Source organism: Planosporangium thailandense, assembly GCF_011947195.1.
GTDB lineage: Bacteria > Actinomycetota > Actinomycetes > Mycobacteriales > Micromonosporaceae > Planosporangium > Planosporangium thailandense.
This window is the reverse complement of the sequence record NZ_JAATVY010000013.1, coordinates 36860-59952: the sequence shown is the minus strand read 5'-3', so window position 1 is coordinate 59952 and position 23093 is coordinate 36860. Positions and strand designations below refer to the sequence as shown.

Here is a 23093-nt window from a genome sequence, read left to right as displayed (position 1 = left end):
CTCTCGCCAGCAGCCTGCGTCGATGTCTACGATCCGGCGGACAGTCGATCATGTGGGGGTGACGATGAGCCGGTCACGGACACGCTTGGCTGCCGCCGTGCTCGCCGGCGGCCTGCTCGCCCTGGCCGGGTGCGCCCTTCCCCCCGGTGTCGACGGCGACCTCACCAACAACTGGTCCGCCTTCCCGGCGGCGAAGGTGGCCGCGCCGACGGTGGGCCAGTGCCTACAGGGAGACCTCCTCGCCGGAACTGTCGACGACTCCCCCCGGGTGCCGATCGACTGTGCCCGCGCGCACACCTTGGAGGTGGTGTACGTGGGGCACTTCACCGGCCCGGCGGCAGCCGCCGCGGCCCCACCTACCCGGGACAGTGCGGACGCCCGGGCAGCGTTCGCCGAGTGCGGCCGGGCCGCCAACGACTATCTCGGGGGCGACTGGCACGACGGTCGGCTGTACCTGCACTACGCCGAGCCCACGACGACACAGTGGCAGGGCGGCGCCCGCTTCTTCTCGTGCTCGGTATTCGAGGTGGGAAGCCTCGTCGGTGGATCGCTCGGCCGCACCGGCTCCCTCAAGGGCGGTCTCAGCGGCGACCAACCGCTGGCCATGCGCTGTTTCGACCAGCAGGGCGAGATCGACGCCGACGGTTTCTACACGGACGCCGACGCCGTCGCCATCGGCTGCGACCAGCAACACACCGTGGAGTACGCCGGAAAGTACGTGCCGCCTGACGGACCGTACCCGGCGACCGAGGAAGCCATGAACCGGTTGGCCTTCGCCGGCTGCGTCCCGGTCCTCGCCGGCTTCCTCGGCCAATCGGTGAACGCGTTGACCCGTCGCACCGACGTTCGCGAGGTGACGTGGTCGCCGACCGAGGACCAGTGGCGCCTGGGCGACCGCACGGTCAGCTGCTTCGTAACAGTCCCGGCGAAACACCCCGTACGCGGCTCGCTCAAGCTGCTCGGCGGGAGACCGCTACCGGCCTGACCGGACGCTGACCTTCAGGATCAGGCGGTCGGGCTGGGCTGCGGGCGACCGGTCGGGCGCAGCGGCTCACACACCTTCATCGCCGCCGCGACCTTCGGATCGCTGGTCGCCAGCCCGTTCGGGCCGGCCGACATCGTCACGCCGTGGTCGGCGAGGCAGTTGCGGTACGCGGTGAAGGCCCCGCTGTTGGCACCGTTGCGCGGGCCACCGCTCGGCCGCAGCGACGAGCACGCCTGCTGCGCGTTCTGCCAGGTCTGCGCGTCGACGCCGGCCGGTGGCTGGTTTCCGAAACCGAACCTGCCACCGAAACCGCCGGACGGACGGTCGCTGGGCCGGTCGGTCGGCCGGACGCTCGGCCTTCCGCTCGGGCGGTTTCCGCGCGGGAAGGCGGAGGGAAGCGTGACGCCGTGCTGGCTCAGGCAGGTCATGTACGCCTGGAACCCGCCCTGGCCGGGCGCGCTGCTCGCGGCGGTCGCGCCCCCCGACGCCTTCGCTGACGACCCGCACGCGGTGACCGTCCCCGCCGCGGCGACCAGGGCCAACATCGTGGCGGTAGCACGCACCCGGTTTCGCACTGCAATCCTCCGAATCGCCCACGGCGTCCGTCATCACGCCGACGCCGACATCAAAGCCGGAACCGCTGAGTGTTGTGTCAGACCAACCTCGGAATCGGCTGGGAGCGGCGAGCGGGTGCGGCTTTGAGCTATCTCCCAGGTACGCCCGAGCCAACAGGGAGCCAGGCTGGCCACACTGGCGCACCATGAGATCCCGGCTACCGGTACGCCTGCCTTGGCGCGGGCCAGCGCTGTGGGCGACGTTGGTCCTGGTGGTCGTCGGCGCGACCGCGGGCACCGCGATCGCGTACGCAGGACGCCAGACACCGGTCGCGAACCGGCAGACGACGGTGCGCGTGCAGCGGGGCGTGGTCGAGCTGACCGCGTCGGCCGCGGGCACCGTGCAGGCCGCGCAGAGCCGGGGCCTGAGCTTCAGCGTCGGCGGCGTGGTCACCGAGGTGGACGTCACGCCCGGAGATTCGGTGACCGCCGGCCAGGTGCTCGCCCGCATCGACAGCACGAGCGCCCAGGACGACGTGAACACCGCCCAGGCGAACGTCAACTCCGCCAGCGACGCCCTCACCCGCGTACAGCAGACCACGGCTCCCGCGGCGCCGACCGGCTCGAACTGCCAGGGTGCGGCCGTGCAGGCCGCGCCCGCGGCGTACCGCGTCACCGGCGCCACCGCCCCGTCCTCAGCGGGTCCGTCGACGTCCACGTCGTCGACACCGTCGGCGTCCGCGTCGTCGACACCGTCGGCGTCCGCGTCGTCGACACCGTCGGCGTCCGCGTCGTCGACACCGTCGGCGAAGCCGTCGCGGACCGGCGCGCCGAGCGCGTCCGCGACGACCCGCCCCGGCCCGAGCCGGGGGGCGGGATCCGGCGGGACGCCGCAGTCCGGCTCCGGCGGACGCGGCGGTACGGGCGGCTGTGCCGGCAGCGGCGGCGGATCCAACGGCAGCGGATCGGGCGGCGCCCGGTCCGGCTCGGGCGACAGCCTCATGTCGGCCGAGCAGCAACTGACCAACGCGCAGCTTTCGCTCCAACTCGCGCAGGACAGGCTCGCGGGTACGACGATCACGGCCGCGGTCGCCGGCAAGGTGCTGTCCGTGGCCGGCACGGTCGGCACCCAGGAGACTCCGGGCGGCAGCGGCTTCATCGTCCTCGGCGACGTCGCGGACACGATCGTGCAGGCCGAGTTCTCGGAGGCCGACGTCGCGCACCTGGCCGTCGGCCAGACCGCGACCATCACGCTGCCCGACCGGGACGGCGCCCAGTTCAAGGGCAAGGTCTCCCAGATCGACCCGGCCGGCACGACCTCGGGACGGCTGGTGCGCTACGGCGTACAGATCACGTTCGACCAGGTACCCGCCGATCTGCTCCTCGGCCAGAGCGCCAACGTGGCCGTGGTGACGGCGTCGGCGGCCGACGCGCGGTACGCCTCCTCGGCCGCGGTGCGCTCGGTGTCGGGCGGCAAGGGCGTGGTCACGGTACTGTCGGGCGGGCGCACTGAGCAGCGCACGGTGCAGGTGGGGCTGCGCGGCGACCAGTACACCGAGATCCGCTCCGGGGTGCAGGAGGGTGACGAACTGGTGGTCCCCGGCTCACGTTGACGGACGGCGATCAGCTCTTTCCCAGATTACTGTCAGCCGGCGCACAGGTCGTGCCGGTACAACTTCGAGAGTGTCAGGCACTAGGCAACCAGCGTTACAGGCTTCCGCACCGTTCACGGCGTCGGCCGAGCACGCGGGCCGGGTCCTCGTCGTCGACGACGAGCCCAACATCTGCGCGCTGCTGTCGGCGACCCTGCGGCTGACCGGCTACGACGTACGCGTGGCGACCGGCGGCAACGAGGCGCTCGTGGCCGCCGCGGAGTACGAGCCCGACCTGGTCGTCCTCGACGTGATGCTGCCCGACCTCGACGGCTTCGAGGTGGCGCAGCGGCTGCGGGCCTCCGGCCAGCACGTACCCGTGCTGTTCCTGACCGCGCGCGACGCGGTGGAGGACCGGATCTCCGGCCTCGCGGTCGGCGGCGACGACTACGTCACCAAGCCGTTCAACCTGGAAGAGGTCGTGCTGCGCATCCGGGCGATCCTGCGGCGCAGCGGGCGTGGCTCGCAGGGTCCGGACACCGGCGGCACGCTGACCTACGCCGACCTGGAGCTCGATGACGAGGCGCACGAGGTGCGCCGGGCCGGCAAGCTCATCGAGCTGTCCCCCACCGAGTTCAACCTGCTGCGGTACCTGATGACGAACGCCGGGCGGGTGGTCTCCAAGAGCCAGATCCTGGACCGGGTGTGGCACTACGACTTCGGTGGCGACGGCCGGATCGTGGAGTCGTACGTCTACTACCTCCGACGCAAGATCGACAAGGTCGGTCCGCCGCTGATCCACACGGTTCGCGGCGTCGGCTACTCGCTGCGGCTGCCCCGCGCCGATGAGGCGTAGCGCGTCGATCCCCTTTCGGCCGTGGCGACAGTGGACGCTGCGCAGCCGCATGGTGGTCACCACCGCGATCCTGGCCGCGGTCGCCCTGGTCATCGCCGACGTCGCCGGTCTGACGCTGCTGCGATCGGGGCTCGTAAGCAGGGTGGACGCGCAGCTCGAGGCGCAGGCGCGGGGCCTGTCCCGAGTGGGCCAGCGCCCGCCGCCGGGCATCCCCCGTACCCCGCGTCCGAGCCCGGGATTCGGCAGCGGTTCGCGGGTCTACCTGTACGCCAGCGACGGCACCCGGCTCTACGCCTCGCCGAGCAGCACCGCCGACGAGCCCCGGCTCGACAACGTCGCCGCGCTCGAGGCCCGGGCCGGCGACCGCCCCTTCACCGTCGACGGCACCGAAGGCGCCTGGCGGGTGAAGGTCGTCGAGGTCCCCAGCGGCCGGGACGCCACCGGCCACGAGTACGCGGTGCACGCGGTCTCGCTGCACGCCATCGACGTGACCGCGCAGACGCTCCTGCTCGTCGACGCGGCGGTCACCGCCCTGGTCATCGTGCTGATCGCGGTCGCCGCCGGTTCGGTCGTACGCATCGGCCTGCGCCCGCTCACGAGCATGGAGAAGATCGCCACCGAGATCGCGGGCGGCGACCTGTCCCGCCGGGTCCCCGACGCCGACCCGCACACCGAATCCGGCCGGCTCGGAACCGCGCTGAACACGATGCTCGTGCGCATCGAGGCGGCCCTCGCCGACCGCACCGCCTCCGAGCGGCGCCTGCGGCAGTTCCTCGCCGACGCCTCCCACGAGCTGCGCACCCCACTGACCTCGATCCAGGGCTTCGCCGAGCTGTACCGCCGCGGCGGCGCCCCACCCGGACCCGCCCTCGACGAAGCCATGGGCCGCATCGAAGCCGAGGTCGGCCGCATGCGCCTGCTCGTCAACGACCTGCTGCTGCTGGCCCGCCTCGACGAGGAACGCCCTCTCGAACGCAGCCCCGTCGACCTGCTCGCCGTCGCCGCCGACGCCGTCCGCGACGCCCACGTCCGCGTACCCTCCCGCTTCGTCCAGCTCGCCGCCCTCGACGACACCAGCGACACCTTCGAAGCCGTCACCGTCCTCGGCGACGAATCCCGCATCCGGCAGGTCGTGACGAACCTCCTCGCGAACGCCCTCCAGCACACGCCCGACAGCGCGTCCGTGGCCGTACGGGTGGGGCGGGCCACCACCGGCGGCGCGGACCCCGCTCCGCTCGCCGTGGTCGGCGCGGACCTGCCCGCCGGCGTACCCGCCGCGGCCGTCGAGGTCAGCGACACCGGTCCCGGGATGAACGCCGAGGACGCCCGGCACGTCTTCGAACGCCTCTACCGCGCGGACGCCAGCCGCTCGCGCCGGCACGGCGGCGCCGGGCTCGGCCTGGCCATCGTGGCCGCGATCGTGCAGGCGCACGGCGGCCGGGTCGAGCTGTACACCGCGCCCGGCGCCGGCGCCCGCTTCCGGGTGCTCCTGCCTACGGACGTCTCGCGACTCCCAGCCAGCTCTGAGGAAATGCCAATCGCGCTCTGAGCGCCCCCCGGCACGATTTCGGCCATGTCCCTCTGGCCACGCCGACCGACCCTGCCGTCTGCGCTGCGGCTGCCGCAGCGGCCGACCCTGGTCGTCAACGCGGTCCTGGCGCTGTTGCTCGCGCTCGGCGCGTTCCTGTCCTACCGCACCGTCGCGGTCGCGGACACCACACCGACCACGAGGTCGACGAGCCGGACCGTCCCGGTCACCCAGGGACAGGTGATCTCGTCGGTCTCGGCGACCGGCAGCGTGCAGAGCGCGTCGACCGCGGGGGTCAACTTCATCACGGCCGGCACGGTCACCGAGATCGACGTCAAGGTCGGCGACACCGTGAAGGCCGGCCAGGTACTGGCCAAGGTCAGCCCGACCGCGGCGCAGGAGCAGCTGAACGCCGCCGAGGCCAACCTGACCTCCGCGCAAGCGAGCCTGAGCCGCGCCCAGTCCGCCGCCCAGCCCGACTCGGCCACCATCGCGGCCACCCAGGCCCAGGTCACGAACGCCCAGAACAGCGTCAACTCGGCCCAGCGGGCGCTGGACGGCACGACCCTCACCGCCCCGATGGCGGGCACGGTGGTCGCCGTCAACGGTACTGTCGGCAGCCCGTCCAGCGGCTCGTCGTCCTCGGGCGGCGGCTCGGGGTCGGGCTCGTCCGGCGGCAGCGGCGCGGCCGGCGGCGGGAACGGCGGTAACAGCGGCGGTGGTGGCAGCGCCACGGGTGGCGGTAGCTCGTCCAACTCCAGCACCGGCTCGTCGACCTCGACAACGGGCGGCTTCATCCGGCTCGCCGACCTGACCAGGATGCAGGTCGCCGCCTCGTTCGCGGAGGCCGACGCCACCAAGCTGAAGGTCGGCCAGGACGCGACGGCGACCTGGGCGGCGCTATCGGGCGCCCGGACGACCGGCAAGGTCTCGGCGATCTCCCCCACCGCCACCACCCAGAACGGCGTGAACTCCTACGCGGTGACCGTCGATCTCGACTCGCTGCCCGACGGGATCCGCATCGGCCAGACCGTTTCCGTCACCGTGACGGTCGCCCAGGTCGACAGCGCGGTACGGGTACCCGCGGCGGCGGTGCGCGGCACCGGGCAGCGCCACACGGTCGACGTCGTGACCGCCAACGGGACGCACGAGACCCGACCGGTCCAGGTCGGCGTCCAGGGCGACCAGTTCGTGGAGATCACCTCCGGCCTGCAGCCCGGCGAGCAGGTCGCCCTCAACCTCCCGACCAGCACGGGCACCGGGACCAACGGCCGGACCGGCGGCGCCGGCTTCGGCGGTAACGGCTTCGGCGGTGGCGGGTTCGGCGGTGCCGGCGGCCGTAACGGCGGCGGTGGCTTCTCCGGCGGTGGCGGGTTCTCCGGCGGCGGCGCGCGGGGCGGTGCCGGCGGATGACGAACCACCCGGTGCTCGAGGTGCGGAACCTGGTCAAGGTGTACGGCGAGGGCGAGGCACAGGTACGTGCCCTGCGCGGCGTCAGCCTGACCGTGGAGCGCGGCGACTACGTGGCGATCATGGGCTCGTCCGGATCCGGCAAGTCGACACTGATGAACATCCTCGGCTGCCTCGACACCCCGACGTCGGGCCGGTACCTGCTCGACGGCGTGGACGTCAGCCGCCTGGACGACCGGCAGCTCGCGCTGGTGCGCAACCGGCGGATCGGGTTCGTGTTCCAGGCGTTCAACCTCATTCCCCGCACCAGCGCGGTGTCCAACGTGGAGCTTCCGCTGGCGTACGCCGGGATGAAGGCCGCCGAGCGGCGCCGCCGCGCGCTCGCCGCGCTCGGCATGGTGGGGCTGGCCGACCGCGCCGACCACGAGCCCAACCAACTGTCCGGCGGGCAGCAGCAGCGGGTCGCGGTGGCGCGGGCACTCGTCACCGCGCCGGCGCTGGTACTGGCCGACGAGCCGACCGGCAACCTGGACACCCGCTCGACCGCGGACGTCCTCGCGGTGCTGGACCGGCTCAACCGCAGCGGCCGGACCATCGTGCTCATCACCCACGAAGACGACGTGGCCCGGCACGCCAAGCGGCTGATCCGGCTCGTCGACGGGCAGATCGTGCATGACGAGGTGCTCCACCACTCAGGCAACACGGCGGTGCTGACATGAGCATCTTCGAGACCATCCGCTTCGCCGTCCGTGGCGTACTCGCCAACAAGCTGCGCTCGGGGCTGACCGTCCTCGGCATCCTCATCGGTGTCGCGGCGGTCATCCTGCTGGTGGCCGTCGGCAACGGGTCGGCGAAGGCGATCCAGGCCAGCATCGAACGGTTGGGCACCAACACGTTGACCGTAAGCAGCGGCGGCGTCCGGCAGTCGGCGAGCGCGACCCAGAACACGTCGCTGACGACCGATCTGGTGAGCGCGCTGAGCGACCGGAACGCCGCGCCCGACGTCAAGAGCGCCTCCCCCGTCGTGACGACCGCGCCGGACGCCACGTACGACGGGGTCGACCACACCATCGCGCAGTTCGTCGGCACCACCCCGACCTACCTGCCGGCCGCGAACGACACCGTGTCCCGCGGCACCGGATTCACCGACGACGACGTCAAGGACGCCCGGCGGGTCATGGTGATCGGCTCGACCGTGGCCCAGGCGCTGTTCGACCGGACCGACCCGGTCGGCAAGCAGATCACCGTCAACGGCACCCTGTTCACGGTCACCGGGGTACTCGCCGACAAGGGCGGCTCCGGGTTCAACGACCCGAACGACATCGCGATCGCGCCGGTCACCGCCGTACAGGAGTCGCTGACCGGGTACGGGCCGCTCAACCAGCTGCTGGTCCAGGCCACCGCCCCCGACTCGGTCGACGCCGCGCAGGCCGAGGTCACGGCGATCCTCAACCAGAAGCTGCACGTGGCCAACGCGGCGAGCCCGCCCTACCGCATCCTCAACCAGTCGCAGCTGCTGTCGGCCCGCCAGGACAGCGCCAAGACGTTCACCGTCCTGCTCGGTGCGGTCGCGGCGATCAGCCTGCTCGTCGGCGGCATCGGCATCACGAACATCATGATGGTGACGGTCACCGAACGCACCCGCGAGATCGGCATCCGCAAGGCGCTCGGCGCGCCGAAGCGTACGGTCCTCACGCAGTTCCTGGTCGAGGCGACGGTACTGAGCCTCATCGGCGGGCTGCTCGGCGTCGCCGCCGCCGTCATCGGCAGCCAGTTCACGATCGTCGGTATCAAGCCGGTCATCGTGCCGGCCTCGGTGGCGCTCGCGCTCGGCGTCTCCGTCGCCATCGGACTGTTCTTCGGCAGCTACCCCGCCAGCCGCGCGGCCGGGCTGCGGCCCATCGAAGCGCTCCGCTACGAGTGAGGACTTTCAACCGGATGAACACGAGTGGACGGCACGCCGAGTACGAGACGGTGCAGTTGGAGCCGGTCCCGCAGGCGCTCCTCGATACCGCCCCCGACGTGGATCTGGACAGCGATCCGTTCGCCGACGACCTGAGCGCGCAGCTGGCCGCCCGGGCACCGCGCCGCTACGCCACGCGTACCACGATGGTGCTCGCCGCGCTGGTCCTCCTGGTCATCGGGTTCTTCGCCGGCGCCCAGGTGCAGAAGCGCTACGGCACCCCGGCGGCGGGCAGCCAGGCCTCGGCCCGCTCCGCCTTGGCGGGCGGCGGAAACTTCGGCGCTGGCGGCTTCGGCGGCTTCGGCGGGCAGCGCCAGGGCGGTCAGACCGGTGCCGGCGGCCAGACCGGTGCCGGCGCGCCGCGGCCCAGCGCCACCGCCTCGAACGTCACCACGGGGACGGTCAAGCTCGTCGACGGCACGACCCTGTACGTGCAGACCGCCGACGGCAACGTGGTGACGGTACGCACCAGCGGCGCGACGACGATCCAGGGCACCCAGAACGGCAAGCTGGCCGACCTGACCCCCGGCGCCCAGGTCACCGTCACCGGCCCGGCCAGCGGCGACGGCGTGGTCACCGCGAGCAAGGTCACCAAGGGCTAGCAGCCATGCGCATCCTGGTGGTCGACGACGAGCCCGGCGTACGGGAGTCGGTGTCGCGCGGGCTGGGCCTCGCCGGCTTCGACGTCCGCACCGCGCCGGACGGCGCCGCCGCCCTGGACCTGGTACGTGACGCCGTGGCGCACGGCGAGCCGCCGGACGCGGTCGTGCTCGACGTGATGATGCCCGGCATGGACGGCATCGAGACCTGCCGCGCCCTGCGCGCCGAGGGCCACCGCATGCCGGTACTGATGATGACGGCGCGCGACAGCGGGTGGCTCCGGTCGGCGGGCCTGCGCGCCGGCGCCGACGACTATCTGGTCAAGCCGGTCCCGTTGCCGGAGCTGACGGCGCACCTGCGGGCCCTGCTGCCCGGCCCCGGCCCGGCCGGCGGCCTGACCCTCGGCCCCGGCGGCCGGCTGCTGGCCGGCGACGGCCGGGAGATCACGCTCAGCTCGATCGAGTACCGCCTCGCCGAGGCGTTCCTGGACCACCGGGACGCGCCGCTGGGCAAGGCCGCCCTGTTCGAGCACGTGTGGCACTACGACTTCGGCGGCGGGTCGAAGGTGCTCGACCCGTACCTGGAGTCGCTGGCCGCGAAGCTCGCGACGGTCGGCTGGTGCCTGGTCGCCGCGCCCGACGGGTACCGGGTGATCCGCGCGGAACGCACCGCTCAGCCGCCGTTGGCCTCCTGACGGACCGCCTGGATCTCCAGCTCGATGCGCAACGTCGGGCCGACGAGGACGAACCCGCCGGGCAGCCCCATGTTCCAGTTCATCTCGTAGTCCTTGCGCGCCAACTGGGTGGTGGCGTTCAGCGCGATGCGGGTGCCGCCCCACGGATCCGCTCCGGTGCCCAGGTACGTCAGGTCGAGCGGGACCGGCCGGGTGATGTCCCGGATGGTCAGCTGACCGTCGACGCGCCAGCGCTCGTCGGTGAGCCGGACCACCCGCTCACTGCGGTAGGTCAGCACCGGGAACCGGTCCACCGCGAGGAAGTCCGGTGAGCGCAGGTGCGCGTCCCGCTCCGCGTTGCCCGTGTCGATGCTCGCCGCGTCGATGGTCGCCTCGACGCTCGAGCGTTCGATCGGGTCGGCGATGGTGATGTGCCCGGAGAACGACATGAACCGTCCCTCGACAAGGGACAGCGCCAGGTGCCGGGCCCGGGCCCGCACGATGGAGTGCGCCGGGTCGATGTCCCACCGGCCCGGCGCCGGCAACGACGCGCGCTTGGCGCTGCCGAGCACGACCGAGCCGAGGTCGGTGGCGCCGTGCGGGTTGATCGAGACGGTACGGGCCAGCGGGTCCACGCCGGGCGCGGCGACGACGACGGTGGCCAGGCCCGCGGCCGAGACCGGCATGGCGAACGCGCCGGCCTCGTTCGCGGCGGCCCGCCCCAACTGCTGTCCGGTGGGCCCGATGGCGGTGACCGTCGCGCCGGGCATCGGCCACCCGTCACCGGTCACGACCGTGCCCCGCAGCACGGGGGTCGGCGCCGACCCGTCAGCCGGCGCGCCGGCACCATGTTCCAACTGTGACACCTTGATCAGCTCTCAACCTGGTCCGAGGGGGAAACCGTCACCGGCGTCGCCGGTCCGGGCTCGCCGAGCACGATGTCGCGGTCGGTGTGCTCACCGGCGAGGTCCACCCGCGCCGCCACCGGCGCGTACCCGCTCGCCGTCAACGTGTACGCCCCCGGCACCAGCCCGACGAACTCGTACCGGCCGTCCTCAGCCGTCACCGCCGTCCCCGCCACATTGCCGAACGCGTCCAACAACATCACCGACGCATCCGCCACCGGCTGACCCGACCGCGCCGACCGCACCGTCCCCGCCACCGTCGCATTCGACCGCACCACCACATCGAACCGGTGCGACCCGGCCCCGTCCACCACGACCGCCTGCGCCACCGGCAACGTGTTCTCCGCCGTGGCCGTCAACGTGTACTCCCCCGGATACAGATCCGCCAGCACATACCCGCCGTCCGGACCCGACACCGCCGCACCCACGACCTCACCACGCGCGTCGGTCAACGTCACCGTCGCACCATGCACCGGCTCACCACCGACACCCGACACCCGGCCCTCCACCACACAGGCCCCCGCCAACGCGATGTCCCGGTACGTCTCCCCCAGCCCCACCGACAACATCGTCGCCATCGGCTGGTGCTGCTCCGCCGCACAGATCAACAGGTACGACCCACCACTGGGCAGGTTCAACCGGAAACCGCCGTCGGCCGCGCTCACCTCACGCGCCACCTGATGCCCCGGATAATCCGTCACCGTCAACAACGCACCCGCCACCGGCCGCCGGTCCGGACCCTCCACCCGACCGATCACCACGGCGCCACTGACCGGCGCCGCGGACACCGGCTCGGCCTGGATCCGGTCCGCGGCGTGCGCGCCCTGGTACGGCTCGTCGTCGGCGCGGTGGTCGCCGGCCGTGGGCTGCGGCTCGGCGACCGGCCCCGGCTCGTCCTCAGCGGCCTCGTCCTTGGGTGCCGCGAGGTCGACGCTCGTGCGCAGGGTGATGCGCGGCAGCACCAGGGCGGCGAGGAAACCGACGATGGCGATGATCGCGGAGATCAGGAAGATGTGCGCGGTGGCGTCGCCGTAGGCGGCGCGGACGATGGCCGCGATCGGCGCCGGCATGTCCTTCAGGTCCAGCGTGCCGATCCCGCCGCTGCTGCCGCCGGCCGGGACGGGGATGCCGGCTTCGGCCATCCGACGTGGGATGTCCGCGGTGATCCGGTCGGCCAGGACCGCCCCGAGCACCGACACGCCGATGGTGCCGCCCAGCGACCGGAAGAACGTGACCGTGCCGCTGGCCGAACCGATGTCGCGCAGGGCGACGGTGTTCTGCACCGCGAGGACCAGGTTCTGCATCGTCATGCCGACCCCGATGCCGACCAGCGCCATGGCGGCGCCGACGTAGACCAGCTTGGTGGCGTGGTCGATGCTCGCCAGCGCCGCGAAGCCGCCCATCAGCACGACGGTGCCGGTGACGATGTACGGCTTGATCTTTCCGCTCCTGGTGATGAGCTGCCCGGCGATCGTGGAAGAGATCAGGACGCCGGCCATCAGCGGGATCGTCATGAGGCCGGCCTTGGTCGGGCTGTAGCCCCGGCCGATCTGAAAGTACTGGCCGAGGAAGACCGAGCCACCGAACATGGCCATACCGACCGCCACACTGGCCAGGATCGCCAGGGCCGGCGTGCGCTGCACGACGATGCGCAGCGGCACGATCGGCTCCTTGACCCGCGCCTCCACCAGGATGGCAAGCGCGAGGAGCACCACACCGCCGCCGACCATCGCCGCGGTCTGCCACGACAGCCAGGCGAAGGAGTTGTGCACGAAGGTGACCCAGATGAGGATGACACTGACGCCGGCCGCGATCAGCGTGGCGCCGAGGTAGTCGATCTGCGCCTCCGCCCGGCGGACGGTGTGCAGGTGCAGGGTCTTCTGCAACAGGAAGAATGCGACGACGGCGAACGGCACGCACACGTAGAAGCACCAGCGCCAGCCCAGCCACGAGGTGTCGACGATGACGCCGCCGAGCAGCGGGCCGCCCACGGTGGCCAGCGCCATCACGCCGCCGAGGTAGCCGTTGTAGCGGCCGCGCTCCCGCGGCGGGATCATCGCGGCGATGACGACCTGGACCAGCGCCTGCAGGCCGCCCATGCCCAGCCCCTGGAACGCGCGGGCGGCGATGAGCTGAGGCGTGTTCTGTGCGATGCCGCAGATCATCGAACCGATGACGAAGATGACGATCGCGACCTGGACCAGGACCTTCTTGCTGAACAGGTCGGCGAGCTTGCCCCAGATCGGGGTCGCGGCGGTCGCCGTGAGCAGGGACGCGGTGACCACCCAGGTGTACTGGCTCTGGGTACCCTTGAGCGCCTGGATGATCTGCGGCAGGGCGTTCGACACCACCGTGGCGCTGATCATGGCGACGAACAGCACCAGCAGCAGACCGCTGAGGGCCTCCATCACCTGCCGGTGGCTCATCTCCGCGGTATCGGGTGGTGCGGCCGTCGCCGCGCTCGGTGCGGTGGTCGCTGCGCTCACAGCGCTGCCTCCAACTTGCTTGTCTCGGGTTGGGATCGGTCGTCGGATGACTCGGGCGCCGCGTCGGGGGGCGCTCCGGTCGCCGGGGATGTCACGGCTGGGGGCGCGGCCCTGGCGTACATGCCATCCGGGTGCGCGGCGTCGAGGTGGGCGGTCAGGCCCGCGACGAACCGGCCGAGGGCGACAGCGAACGCGTCAACCTCCTCGGCGGTCCAATCACGCAACGCTTCGGCGAGATGCACGCTCTGTAGCTGCTCGACCTTAGCCAGGGCGGTTCGACCGTCGGGAGTCAGGGTCAGCAGCCGGGCCCGCCCGTCGGCCGGGTCCGGGCTGCGCCGAACCAGCCCGCGTTCCACCAGGGCGGCAACCGCACGGCTGATGGTGGACGCGTCGAGCGCGCACCGCGCCGCCAGCTCCTTGGGGTGGCAGCCGCCGCCCTCCCCGGCGCACGCGATCGCCGCGAGGATTCCGACCATTCCCGGGTGCACCGGTGCGTCCTGGATGGTCAGTCGTTGACGGGCGACCCTCAGCGCCTTGACGAAGGCGCGCAACTGCTCGTCCAGTCGCGGTGGTGAATCCCCGGCCGGGAAATCTGCGCCCGACGTCGTGACCGGCTTATCTGCTTGACGCACGCAACGAAGCGTACATGCACATTGAGAAAGTTTTCACGTTGAGTATTCTTTCTCACTGAGCTAACTTCTGATCAATGAACACCAGTACTGGCCTCCGTGAGCGCAAGAAGGTCGCCACCCGACAGGCTCTCCACGAGGCCGCCGTGCGCCTGGCGGTGGAGCGGGGTCTGAGCAACGTCACCGTCGAGGCGATCGCCGACGCGGTCGACCTGTCCCGCCGCACCTTCTCCAACTACTTCGACGGCAAGGAGGACGCCGTCCTCTACGGCTACGAGCAGGGCCTGCGTACGCTCCTCGACCTGCTCCGGGTCCGACCGGCCGAGGAGTCCCCGTGGACGGCGCTGCGGCAGGCCTTCCACGGCCTGCACTCCGACCCCGACGAGCCGGATCCGCACTGGTTGGCGGAGTACCGGCTCGTACGCGAGAACCCCTCGCTCCTGGCCCGCCAACTCGCCGCACTGGCCCGGGTGGAGCGCGAGCTCACCGAGGTGATCGCCGAACGGATCGGCGACCAGCCCGGCGGATCGACCCGCGCCCGCGTCATGGCCGCCACGTTCCTGACCGGTCTACGGCTCGCCATGCAGCTGTGGCTCGACGAGCCGCGGGCCCGGCCGCTGTCCGAGGTCGCCGACACCGTGTTCGACCAGATCAGCGCGCGGTTCGAATAGGCCGTCGCGGCCCCGACGTCACGGCCGCAGCAGCGGCTTGATCGTGCGCCGCTCGTCCATCGCCGCGTACGCCTCGGCGACCTGGTCCAGCGGGAGTTCGAGGTCGAAGACGCGCCCCGGGTCGATAGCGCCCTTGAGCACGTCACCGAGCAGCTCGGGCAGGTACGTACGGACCGGCGCCACCCCGCCCGCGACGTTGACGTTCGACCTGAACATCTTCTGGATCGGCAGCTCCGGGCCGCCCGCCGGCACGCCCACGTACCCGACGAAGCCACCCGGCCGGGTCGAGTTGAGCGCCTGGTCCATCGACTCCTTGGTGCCGACGCACTCCAGCACCGCGTCCGCGCCGATCCCGCCGAGCAGCTCCTTGACCGCCGCCACTCCCTCGTCGCCGCGCTCGGCGACGATGTCGGTCGCGCCGAAGTAGCGGGCCACCTCCTGCCGCTTGGCGTGCCGGGACATCGCGATGATCCGCTCCGCGCCCAGCCGGCGCGACGCGAGGACCGCGCACAGGCCGACGGCGCCGTCGCCGACCACCACGACGTTGCTTCCCGCCGTCACGCCGGCCGACACGGCCGCGTGGTGCCCGGTACCCATCACGTCGGACAGGGTCAACAGGCTGGGTACGAGCGCCGGCTCCGGCTGTCCCGGCGTCGCCACCAGCGTTCCGTCGGCCAGCGGCACCCGCACGTACTCCCCCTGGCCGCCGTCGATCGGCTGCCCGTGCCGGTCCGTGGAGCCCCACCACTCCACCCGCTCACAGGAGGTGGTGATGCCGTGCCGGCAGATCCGGCACGTACCGTCGCTGATCGTGAACGGCGCGATCACGAAGTCACCGGGCGAGACCGTCCGGACCTCGGATCCGACCTCCTCGACGACGCCCACGAACTCGTGCCCGATCCGGTGCGGCTCGGCGGTTGGCCGTACCCCCCGGTACGGCCACAGGTCGGAGCCGCACACGCAGGACGCCACGACCTTCACGACCGCGTCGGTCGGAAAATGGATCGCGGGATCAGGGACCTCCTCCAAGCGGATGTCGCGAGTCCCGTAGATCAAAGTCGCACGCATGTGCCCGGATCTCCTGTTCGCTTCGCATAGCCTCGACGGTCGTTCGCTCGTCGGATAAGGATCTTCTACCCACAGCCGGCGGCCCCCTACCGGCGGGGTCTCCACCAATTGCGCCGGCCGACCGATGGATTCCCGGTCCGGCGGTGGTCTGTTCCAGCGCGCCGGACCCGACCGGCGGGTCCGGCCGCCCGCTCTCGAGGAGGAACGCGTGACCAGCATTCAGCCCGTCATCATCACCCCTGACGTCAACCGCCTGCGGAGCTTCTACGAACGCGTGCTGGGGGCGGTGGAGTTCAGCCGGGTACCGGCCGAGGGGCCGGCTTTCTACCTCGGTCTGAAGGCGGGCGACGCGGAACTGGGACTGGTCGCCGACGCTGACGTCGAGCCCGGCACACCGCAACGGATCCTGTTGAGCGTGGCCGTCGATGACGTCGACGCCCTCCTCGAGCGGGTCGAGCCGGCCGGCGGACGCGTACTCGGCCCGCCCAACGACATGCCGTGGGGGCAGCGGGTCGCCCACATCCAGGACCCCGACGGCAACGCGGTCAACCTCACCCAGCCGATCTGAGACCGCATCCGTTCGATCCGGGTACAGGCGATCACGGGCAGCGCACTTTGGCCGTCCGTGGCACGCTGACGCGGTGTCCCGCTCCCGCCTGGCCCTGATCTGCGGCATCGTCCTGGTTGCGGCAGCCTTCGTGATCCCGTGCAGGCTGTTCGGCGACTATGCCGGGGCGTCGATGCCCTACCAGGACCCCACGTCAGAAATGCTGCGTAAGCAGGCCGCCGAGGTCGCCGCGCTCAGGCACGAGCTCGTGACCCGGCTCGAGATCAGCGCCCTGGTCGGGGTCGTCGGAATGACGGCGCTCGGCTGGGGCCTGTGGACCCGGCGCCAGGAGCGGCGCAACCCTCGCCCAGAGGTTGGTCGCTGAACGTCCACCGACCCCTGCATGGCACGATCTTCGCTCCGCGCCCGGTCGATGTCCCGGGTTTTCGGTCATCCGCACCGGCGGTCGTGCGCCGCTGCTCCCCCGTCCATCCCTTCACGAGTCGTGTGACCGGAGTTGTCCGCGAGCTTCAGTCGAGCTGCGGCTTGGTGTCGTTGAGCCCTGCTTCGTAGAGCAGTCGGCGTGCCTGGCGGTTGTTGAGTCGTCGCAGCCCGCTGGCTGCCCACGAACGCAGTGACTCATCCGGGCTGTACAGCTGTTCGGCAAGCAATGGCAGTGCGCGTTCGTCGCGGGCGGCGCCGATGAGTTCTAGCAGCCAGCAGCGCAGGCCTTGGTCGTGCTCCTGGCGGAACTCGGCGACGAGTTGGTCGAGATGTTCTCCGGCGTGGGCCCGGAGCAGAGCGAAGCCGTCTTCCCGCAATTGCGGGGCGTGGCGTCGCATGAGCCGCATCGCGTGACGGAAGCGGTCGGTCACGCCGGAGACGGTACTGCATCGCCGCTCTCTCACTGGCCAGTGCGTCGCGCGGCGCGCTTGATCCAAGTACAGGCGAATTCGGCGACAACGCGCGCTCGCGGCGGCTTGGTGGAGAAGGCGCTCCCCCTGCTCAGAACGTCTGCCGGTGTCCGGCGATGTCGGCCCGGGTCGAGCGGCGTGGCTGTACCGCTGGCTGTACAGCCAGTCTCTTGCGACCGCCGCCGCTACCTTCCCCGCCAGGCCGATTGCGGCCGACCGACAGCCAGGTCGAGAGCATTGCGTACGGCCTGACCGAGTTGTCCGTCTGTAATCTCCCGTTCCAGGCGTATCGCCAGCTCGTCGAGCCGCACCCAACCCTCCTGCGCTCCCCCATTTCGGGTCGGCGTAATGAGGAAGCCGGGAGCCTCGTCGTCCAGGTCGATGCAGACCTCGCGCGCGCTCAGTGCGTAGCCGTTGTAGGACTTGACCCCGGCCACGGCCAGCAGCGCATTGGTCGGGGACTCAGACGACCGGAAGTTGGGCATCGGCACGTTGGTCTTGGACTGAGCGAGTGCCTGTCTGACCAGCCCACCCAATGCGGCGTGCGGGACGTCCTGGTCGACGGCTTCCACCCATCCGTTCATCACGCTTCCGTGGACCATGGCTGACCAACTCATCACGTACAGTCGGCGCTTGCGAGCGCCGACAACTGCCCAACCCGGCATGGGTGCTCCCGATCAATCAGGTCCGTACGTGCTTCAGAGATCAAGGATGGCGTACCGCCCGCCCCATCAAACGCCCGACCGGCACCTTCAGGTTGGAACGACTCCCGCCCGGTCGTCGTCAGGACGCCTGACCTCAGGTTGACCAAACGCGTCGCCGTGCTGGCAGTGTCCCGCTTGCACGGCGTTGGGGTCACGCAGGGGTCATGACTCCCGACAGAGTTGGCTCGACGATGACGGCCGGACGCAGCCTCCAGCCGCCCGGGTAGCACTACACCTATTGGCCGCCATTGGCGATGCCGCCGACGACGATTGCAGCGCCGAAGCCGCACCAGATGATGAGGACGAGTCCCTGAAACGCACTAAAGATCCAGCCGCAGATCACACCAGCATTGGCGAGTTCGATACCCCGCTCGCCGCGCTCGGCGATCTGCCGCTTGGCCTTGTTCCCGAAATAGATGCCCAGTGGCGGGAAGACAGCGATCGCGAAGACCAGCGACAGGATCGCATATGTGTTCATTGGCGGGTACCACCCATAGGGCGGCGGTGCTGGTGCTTGCGTCGGCGGCGGGTACCAGCCGTAGGGTGACGATGCCGATACCTGTTCTGGCGGCGTCGGCGGCGGTGTCTGCGACGGTGGTACCTCAGGGGTCGTCATTTTGGCTCCGGTAGACACTGGTCAATGTGCTCTCAGTGTCGCCGGCCCCAGCCCCTTCCGCGTCAGCCGATCGGCGCACTGAACGCGATCTTCAGCCGACCCTCGTTACGGGCAGAATCGGCCGTCTGCGTCGCCTCCTCGACGTCCTGGCGTGGCCCAGTCGATGGGCCGCGTCGGGTGCGCCCTGGACAACGCCGCCGCAGAGGCCTTCAACTCCACCATCAAGGTCGAGTACATCCACCGGCAACGCTTCCGCACGCGAGCTGAGGCTCGCGCCAAGATCGCCACCTGGGCCGTCGACTTCTACAACACCCGCAGACGCCACAGCGCCTGCGACGGCATGTCGCCGATCGACTACGAACGCTTCATGGCCGAGGTCCGAGGAGCTCAGGGCCGAGGCCAAGTGACGCTGGAGTACTAGGCTGTCGTCGGAAAGCAAGGGGAGACGATGACTGACGACCGCAAGGCGATCGTTCCGGTGTGGGCGCTGTCTACCGGTGACGTCCGGGTGCCCGCATTGGCCGGAGACGAGCCGATGACGGCTGAGCGCTTGGCTGAACTGCGCAGTGTGCTGGCAGTCCTGGCCGACGAGCCGATTGCCACACTTGAGGTACATCCCTTACCCGACAAGCTCGACCGCAGCCTAGGTATCCCGCTCGATGCCGCGAGTCCCTTGGCACATCACCTGTCTCAGCTCATCTCGCAATCAGCGCGAAGTTCGTCTGTGGCGGCTACGGCGACCACTGCCGGCGAAGGCCTGTATCGCATGGTGGTTCCGGCGAAGGTTGCCGCCCAGCTCGGCCAGGGCATCGTTCGCCCGATGGCATCGAGGGCGGCGGCTGGTGGCATCCACAGTGCGCTCGTGAACTCAACGGGCATCGCCGCCCAGGCGACGTTCGTGCCAGTCGGTAAAGCGGCGGCAGGGGGCGCAGTCGGTGGAGCCGCTGCAACAGCCGGCGTCGCGGTGGCCGGCAGCGCTGCGCTCACGGTGGCCGCGCCGCTCGTGCTCATGGCCGTAGCGGTGGGGGTGAGCGCGAATGCCGACTATAAGCGCCAGCAGGCTATCGAACACATCACAGAACTGCTGGAGCAACTGCACGAACAGAAGCTTGATGACGAGCGCAACGAGCTCGACGGCTGCCGCGATGCCATTGACAAAGCCACCGCTATCCTGCTCGACCAGGGCAAGCTCGGTGTCTCACTTGGACTGGACTCGGCAGTGCATGCCATCAGCAAGGCGCTGGCCGCCGCTGACCGCCGCCTTGCCCGGTGGCAGAGCGCACTGGACGAGCTGCCCGACGGCAAGGCCGTCGAGATCGGCACGCTGACCAAGTCGTTCCCCGGCGTCGATGACCACGGCGGCACGTTCCGCACCCACCTCGAACTCGCCGCCTTGGCCATTGCGCTGAAGCGGCGGGTCATCGTCCTGCAGGCTGTCGAGCATGCACAGATCGACCCTGGCAACTTGTTCGAGAACTTCGCCCGCGCACTTAAGGCCGACCAGCAGCGCCTCGACAAACTGGAGTCGAGCATCGCCGGTGTCCTAGAACGCCTGTCGGCGCTGGAGCTGGCACGCCCGCAAGGTTTGCGGCCCGTCTTTACGGCCGGTGAAGTCGATCGCCTGATGCGCGCGGCAGACCGGATTCATAAGCTGCGCGACGGCGTCATGGTCAACAGCCGCGCGACAGATGTGGCGATTGAGATTGCCCGCAACAAGGACGGCTCGGTGGTCGTGTTCCCCGCGCTTCCCGCGTAAGCGTAGGAGTGCTCGCACTCACTTGCCGAGTGGTGCGGGGTTACCCGAAACCGAGGGCACCCTCGGTAACTGGGTGAACCAGAACAAGCGGGCCCGCGGTCGAACATGCGTGAGGCGTGGCGGGCCTACCTTGCTCATCCCTCAGCGCAACACACGTACCTTGTGACCGGGCCCGCTTTGTGGTCCACCGGCCATGAGAGCACTGGTTGCCGGTTGGTGATCCACTGCTGGCGGAAGGCGTCGGGGCTGAGCCAGTCCAGCGAGCCGTGGGGTCTGTAGGTGTTGTACTCGATCCGCCAGTCTTTGGTCAGTACCTGGACCTCCAGCAGGGTGTCGAACTGTTCGCAGGCCAGGAACTCGTCGCGGAAGCGGCCGTTGAACGACTTGCAGACTCCGTTCTGCCACGGCGATGCGGGATCGATGCACGACACCCCGACATCGACAGCGGCCGCCACGAACCCTAGGCACACCGAGCGCGGAGGCCCCCTGGCATGAGAGATCACTTAGCCGTGCCGGGTGACAGACGAGCGGCCCGGCGGCGGCATCTCGGGCTCCGGTCAACTGCCCACACACGCCGAGCCGGAGATCGACCCGCCAGCCGCTCACACCCCGAGCGCGCCGGATATTCCCGGGCCAACCCAGCCGATCCAACCGTTCCTGAGCGCCCAGCGAGCACGCAGCCAGAGCCGGCAAAAACAAAACAGGCCCCGATCCGGCGTGAAACGCCAGCTCAGGGCCTGCTTCCTGTGGTGCGCCGCCAGGGACTCGAACCCCGAACCCGCGGATTAAGAGTCCGCTGCTCTGCCAGTTGAGCTAGCGGCGCTCACCGGAACGCAGAGAACCATAGCACGCCCCTTCCACCGTCTCCCAACCCGTTCCCACATAAGCCGTGACGTGTCGGCGGACACACCACAAGCGCACACTCTCCCCCGGTCGCCGGATCCGATCAGCCCGCGTGCGGGCGGCCGACGAGCGGGTACGGGCGGCGCCCGGCCCCGCTCTCCCGGCGTACGATTTGATCCGGTCTCCCCTGCTCAGGCCGCCCGGAACCGGCCGCCTGGGCCCTCCGGTACCGACCGTCTGAGCCGTGGGCTCTGCCACCGTTTTGGCCGGCGGCGAGCGCACCTGGTAACCTGGCTCTTCGCGTATTGCCGAGGGCCACCTCAGATACGCACTCGACTCCAACCCGAACTACCTTGACGAGGCTGTCGCGTGGCGAACATCAAGTCCCAGATCAAGCGCAACCGGCAGAACGAGAAGCGCCGGCTGCGTAACAAGTCGGTCAAGTCTGCGCTGAAGACGTCTGTCCGCAAGTTCAACGAGGCCGCCGCGGCCGGTGACGCCGAGCAGGCGACCGCGCTGCTGCGCGCGGCTACCCGCCAGCTCGACAAGGCCGCGAGCAAGGGCATCATCCACAAGAACCAGGCGGCCAACCGCAAGTCGGCCATCGCCAAGCGGCTGTCGTCGCTGGCGGCCTGAGCCCCGCCCGTACAGACGCCTCGCGACGCCCGCCAGGCCACCCCGGCCCGGCGGGCGTTTTGGCGTGCCTGAGCCGCTCCAATCTTGGGGATTGCGACACCGTATTCGGTGTCAAGCTCCCCAAGGTCCAGAACGCCAGCTCCCGCTCAGCGCGCTCTCGCGCCGTTGCGCGCCGCGGCAACCGCGAAGATCGCCCGTTCCAGGGCGTACCCGCGGTCATCCGCGCCGCCCTTGACCTCGGCGTTGCAGTCGGCCGCCACGCGCATGGCGGCGACGAGCCCTTCCGGCGTCCAGCCACGCGCGAGCCGCTGGGCACGCTCGATCTTCCAGGCCGGCATGCCCAGGGCACTCGCCAGCTGGTACGCGTTGCCGCGCCCGGCGGAAGCCACCCGGGCCACCGTACGGACCCCGTCGGCGAGCGCGTCGGCGATGGGGACGGGATCGACGCCGATGTGCAGCGCCCAGCGCAGCGCCTCCAGTGCGGCCGGCACGTCGCCCACCATGGCGGCGTCGGCCACCGTGAAGCCACTGACCTCGGCGCGACCGCGGTAGTAACGGGCGACGGTGTCGGCGCCGATACGGCCTCCGGTGTCGGCGACCAGCTGGGAACAGGCGGCGACCAGTTCCCGTAGATCGCTGCCGACCGCCGCGATCAGCGCCTCGGCCGCGTCCTCGGCACACTTGCCGCCAAGCCTGCGCACCTCGGCGCGGACGAAGTCGACACGTTCGCGGTGGCGGGTGATGCGCGCGGCGGGGATGACCCGGACGCCCGCGCCGCGCAGCCCGTCGGCCAGCGCCTTGCCCTTCGCGCCGCCCGCGTGCGTGATCACCAAGGACACGTCCGGATCGGGGTCACGGACGTACTGGAGAAGCGCGGCAGCCAGATCCTTCTTGGCGTCCTGGCCACCCCGGATGACAAGCACCCGCCGCCCGCCGAACAGCGACGGGCTGGTCATCTCGGCCAGCTCCCCCGGCACCAGCTCGCTGGCCGCGTACTGGCGGACCTCCGCGTCGGGTTCGACGGCGCGCGCGGCGTCGATCGCCTCGCTCACCGCTCTGGCGACGAGGAGTTCCTCGTCGCCGAGGACGAGTCTCAGGTCGGCGGAAAGCTGTGGGGGCACGGCTGCAATCGTCGCACGGACCGGCATGTCCACGGA

25 protein-coding genes, 1 tRNA gene and 1 pseudogene are annotated in these 23093 nt (G+C 70.6%); 15 read left to right on the top strand and 12 right to left on the bottom strand.

Annotated features, from left to right (window positions below):
- Positions 1-85 precede the first annotated feature (85 nt).
- A complete protein-coding gene (locus tag HC031_RS18560) occupies positions 86-985 on the top strand; it encodes a septum formation family protein (RefSeq protein WP_167926611.1) in 900 nt (299 codons plus the stop codon).
- 20 nt (positions 986-1005) lie between these two features.
- Here HC031_RS18560 and HC031_RS18555 read toward each other — a convergent pair whose 3' ends face one another.
- Entirely contained in the window at positions 1006-1548 is a 543-nt protein-coding gene (locus tag HC031_RS18555) for a hypothetical protein (RefSeq protein ID WP_338090726.1), read from the bottom strand.
- 197 nt (positions 1549-1745) lie between these two features.
- Between HC031_RS18555 and HC031_RS18550 the strand changes: the two genes are divergently transcribed.
- From HC031_RS18550 to HC031_RS18515, 8 genes are all read left to right on the top strand, one after another.
- Positions 1746-3152, top strand: coding sequence for an efflux RND transporter periplasmic adaptor subunit (locus HC031_RS18550; RefSeq protein ID WP_167926610.1), 1407 nt, complete (start codon positions 1746-1748; stop codon positions 3150-3152).
- Between the two features lie 70 nt (positions 3153-3222).
- A complete protein-coding gene (locus HC031_RS18545) occupies positions 3223-3987 on the top strand; it encodes a response regulator (protein WP_167926609.1) in 765 nt (254 codons plus the stop codon).
- 49 nt (positions 3988-4036) lie between these two features.
- Entirely contained in the window at positions 4037-5536 is a 1500-nt protein-coding gene (locus HC031_RS18540) for a sensor histidine kinase (protein ID WP_167926608.1), read from the top strand.
- Between the two features lie 24 nt (positions 5537-5560).
- A complete protein-coding gene (locus tag HC031_RS18535) occupies positions 5561-6928 on the top strand; it encodes an efflux RND transporter periplasmic adaptor subunit (RefSeq protein ID WP_167926607.1) in 1368 nt (455 codons plus the stop codon).
- The gene (locus HC031_RS18530) at positions 6925-7644 is read left to right on the top strand and encodes an ABC transporter ATP-binding protein (protein WP_167926606.1); all 720 of its coding nucleotides are present in this window, start codon (positions 6925-6927) and stop codon (positions 7642-7644) included. The genes HC031_RS18535 and HC031_RS18530 overlap by 4 nt, the downstream gene beginning before the upstream one ends.
- Positions 7641-8849: an ABC transporter permease gene (locus HC031_RS18525; protein WP_167926605.1), complete on the top strand. Its 1209-nt coding sequence runs from the start codon at positions 7641-7643 to the stop codon at positions 8847-8849. Before HC031_RS18530 ends, HC031_RS18525 begins: the two co-directional genes overlap by 4 nt.
- Before the next feature lie 14 nt (positions 8850-8863).
- Positions 8864-9490, top strand: coding sequence for a hypothetical protein (locus HC031_RS18520; RefSeq protein WP_240942667.1), 627 nt, complete (start codon positions 8864-8866; stop codon positions 9488-9490).
- 5 nt (positions 9491-9495) lie between these two features.
- Positions 9496-10182: a response regulator transcription factor gene (locus HC031_RS18515; protein ID WP_167926604.1), complete on the top strand. Its 687-nt coding sequence runs from the start codon at positions 9496-9498 to the stop codon at positions 10180-10182.
- Here the strand turns inward: HC031_RS18515 and HC031_RS18510 are convergent.
- The 4 genes and pseudogenes from HC031_RS18510 to HC031_RS18500 form a co-directional block, all read right to left on the bottom strand.
- Positions 10161-11018 (bottom strand): YceI family protein, encoded by an 858-nt coding sequence (locus HC031_RS18510; protein ID WP_205862912.1) that lies wholly within the window; start codon positions 11016-11018, stop codon positions 10161-10163. The two genes, HC031_RS18515 and HC031_RS18510, sit on opposite strands and share 22 nt — an antisense overlap.
- 14 nt (positions 11019-11032) lie before the next feature.
- On the bottom strand, positions 11033-11635 hold the full coding sequence (locus HC031_RS33210) for a carboxypeptidase regulatory-like domain-containing protein (RefSeq protein ID WP_240942681.1): 603 nt from the start codon (positions 11633-11635) through the stop codon (positions 11033-11035).
- Between the two features lie 330 nt (positions 11636-11965).
- Positions 11966-13492, bottom strand: a pseudogene (locus tag HC031_RS33205) (MDR family MFS transporter); the annotation flags it as partial.
- A gap of 56 nt (positions 13493-13548) precedes the next feature.
- Positions 13549-14184 (bottom strand): MarR family transcriptional regulator, encoded by a 636-nt coding sequence (locus HC031_RS18500; protein WP_167926603.1) that lies wholly within the window; start codon positions 14182-14184, stop codon positions 13549-13551.
- Positions 14185-14258: 74 nt separating this feature from the next.
- On the opposite strand from HC031_RS18500, the gene HC031_RS18495 reads away from it, so the two are divergent.
- Complete coding sequence (locus HC031_RS18495) at positions 14259-14852, top strand: TetR/AcrR family transcriptional regulator (protein WP_167926602.1); 594 nt, start codon at positions 14259-14261, stop codon at positions 14850-14852.
- Positions 14853-14870: 18 nt separating this feature from the next.
- Here HC031_RS18495 and HC031_RS18490 read toward each other — a convergent pair whose 3' ends face one another.
- Entirely contained in the window at positions 14871-15920 is a 1050-nt protein-coding gene (locus tag HC031_RS18490) for a zinc-dependent alcohol dehydrogenase family protein (protein ID WP_167926601.1), read from the bottom strand.
- 208 nt (positions 15921-16128) lie between these two features.
- On the opposite strand from HC031_RS18490, the gene HC031_RS18485 reads away from it, so the two are divergent.
- Together HC031_RS18485 and HC031_RS18480 are read left to right on the top strand one after the other, a co-directional pair.
- Complete coding sequence (locus HC031_RS18485; protein WP_167926600.1) at positions 16129-16488, top strand: VOC family protein; 360 nt, start codon at positions 16129-16131, stop codon at positions 16486-16488.
- A gap of 73 nt (positions 16489-16561) precedes the next feature.
- The gene (locus tag HC031_RS18480) at positions 16562-16852 is read left to right on the top strand and encodes a hypothetical protein (RefSeq protein WP_167926599.1); all 291 of its coding nucleotides are present in this window, start codon (positions 16562-16564) and stop codon (positions 16850-16852) included.
- 145 nt (positions 16853-16997) lie between these two features.
- On the opposite strand, the gene HC031_RS18475 is transcribed toward HC031_RS18480, so the two are convergent.
- The 3 genes from HC031_RS18475 to HC031_RS33200 form a co-directional block, all read right to left on the bottom strand.
- The gene (locus HC031_RS18475; protein WP_338090725.1) at positions 16998-17342 is read right to left on the bottom strand and encodes a HEAT repeat domain-containing protein; all 345 of its coding nucleotides are present in this window, start codon (positions 17340-17342) and stop codon (positions 16998-17000) included.
- Positions 17343-17566: 224 nt separating this feature from the next.
- Entirely contained in the window at positions 17567-17965 is a 399-nt protein-coding gene (locus HC031_RS18470; RefSeq protein ID WP_167926598.1) for a hypothetical protein, read from the bottom strand.
- 355 nt (positions 17966-18320) lie between these two features.
- The gene (locus tag HC031_RS33200; RefSeq protein ID WP_240942678.1) at positions 18321-18563 is read right to left on the bottom strand and encodes a DUF4190 domain-containing protein; all 243 of its coding nucleotides are present in this window, start codon (positions 18561-18563) and stop codon (positions 18321-18323) included.
- A 289-nt stretch (positions 18564-18852) separates the two neighbouring features.
- Here HC031_RS33200 and HC031_RS18460 point away from each other — a divergent pair, with 289 nt between their 5' ends.
- The gene (locus HC031_RS18460; protein WP_167926596.1) at positions 18853-19122 is read left to right on the top strand and encodes an integrase core domain-containing protein; all 270 of its coding nucleotides are present in this window, start codon (positions 18853-18855) and stop codon (positions 19120-19122) included.
- A 27-nt stretch (positions 19123-19149) separates the two neighbouring features.
- Positions 19150-20457 carry a hypothetical protein gene (locus HC031_RS18455; RefSeq protein WP_167926595.1) on the top strand — a complete coding sequence of 436 codons (1308 nt, stop codon included), beginning with the start codon at positions 19150-19152 and terminating at the stop codon, positions 20455-20457.
- Positions 20458-20591: 134 nt separating this feature from the next.
- Here HC031_RS18455 and HC031_RS18450 read toward each other — a convergent pair whose 3' ends face one another.
- Together HC031_RS18450 and HC031_RS18445 are read right to left on the bottom strand one after the other, a co-directional pair.
- A complete protein-coding gene (locus HC031_RS18450) occupies positions 20592-20912 on the bottom strand; it encodes an integrase core domain-containing protein (protein ID WP_167926594.1) in 321 nt (106 codons plus the stop codon).
- Positions 20913-21204: 292 nt separating this feature from the next.
- A tRNA-Lys gene (locus HC031_RS18445) sits at positions 21205-21280 on the bottom strand.
- 389 nt (positions 21281-21669) lie between these two features.
- Between HC031_RS18445 and rpsT the strand changes: the two genes are divergently transcribed.
- Entirely contained in the window at positions 21670-21936 is a 267-nt protein-coding gene (gene rpsT, locus HC031_RS18440) for a 30S ribosomal protein S20 (RefSeq protein ID WP_167926593.1), read from the top strand.
- A gap of 146 nt (positions 21937-22082) precedes the next feature.
- Here rpsT and holA read toward each other — a convergent pair whose 3' ends face one another.
- Positions 22083-23084: a DNA polymerase III subunit delta gene (holA, locus tag HC031_RS18435; RefSeq protein WP_167926704.1), complete on the bottom strand. Its 1002-nt coding sequence runs from the start codon at positions 23082-23084 to the stop codon at positions 22083-22085.
- Between the last annotated feature and the right edge of the window lie 9 nt (positions 23085-23093).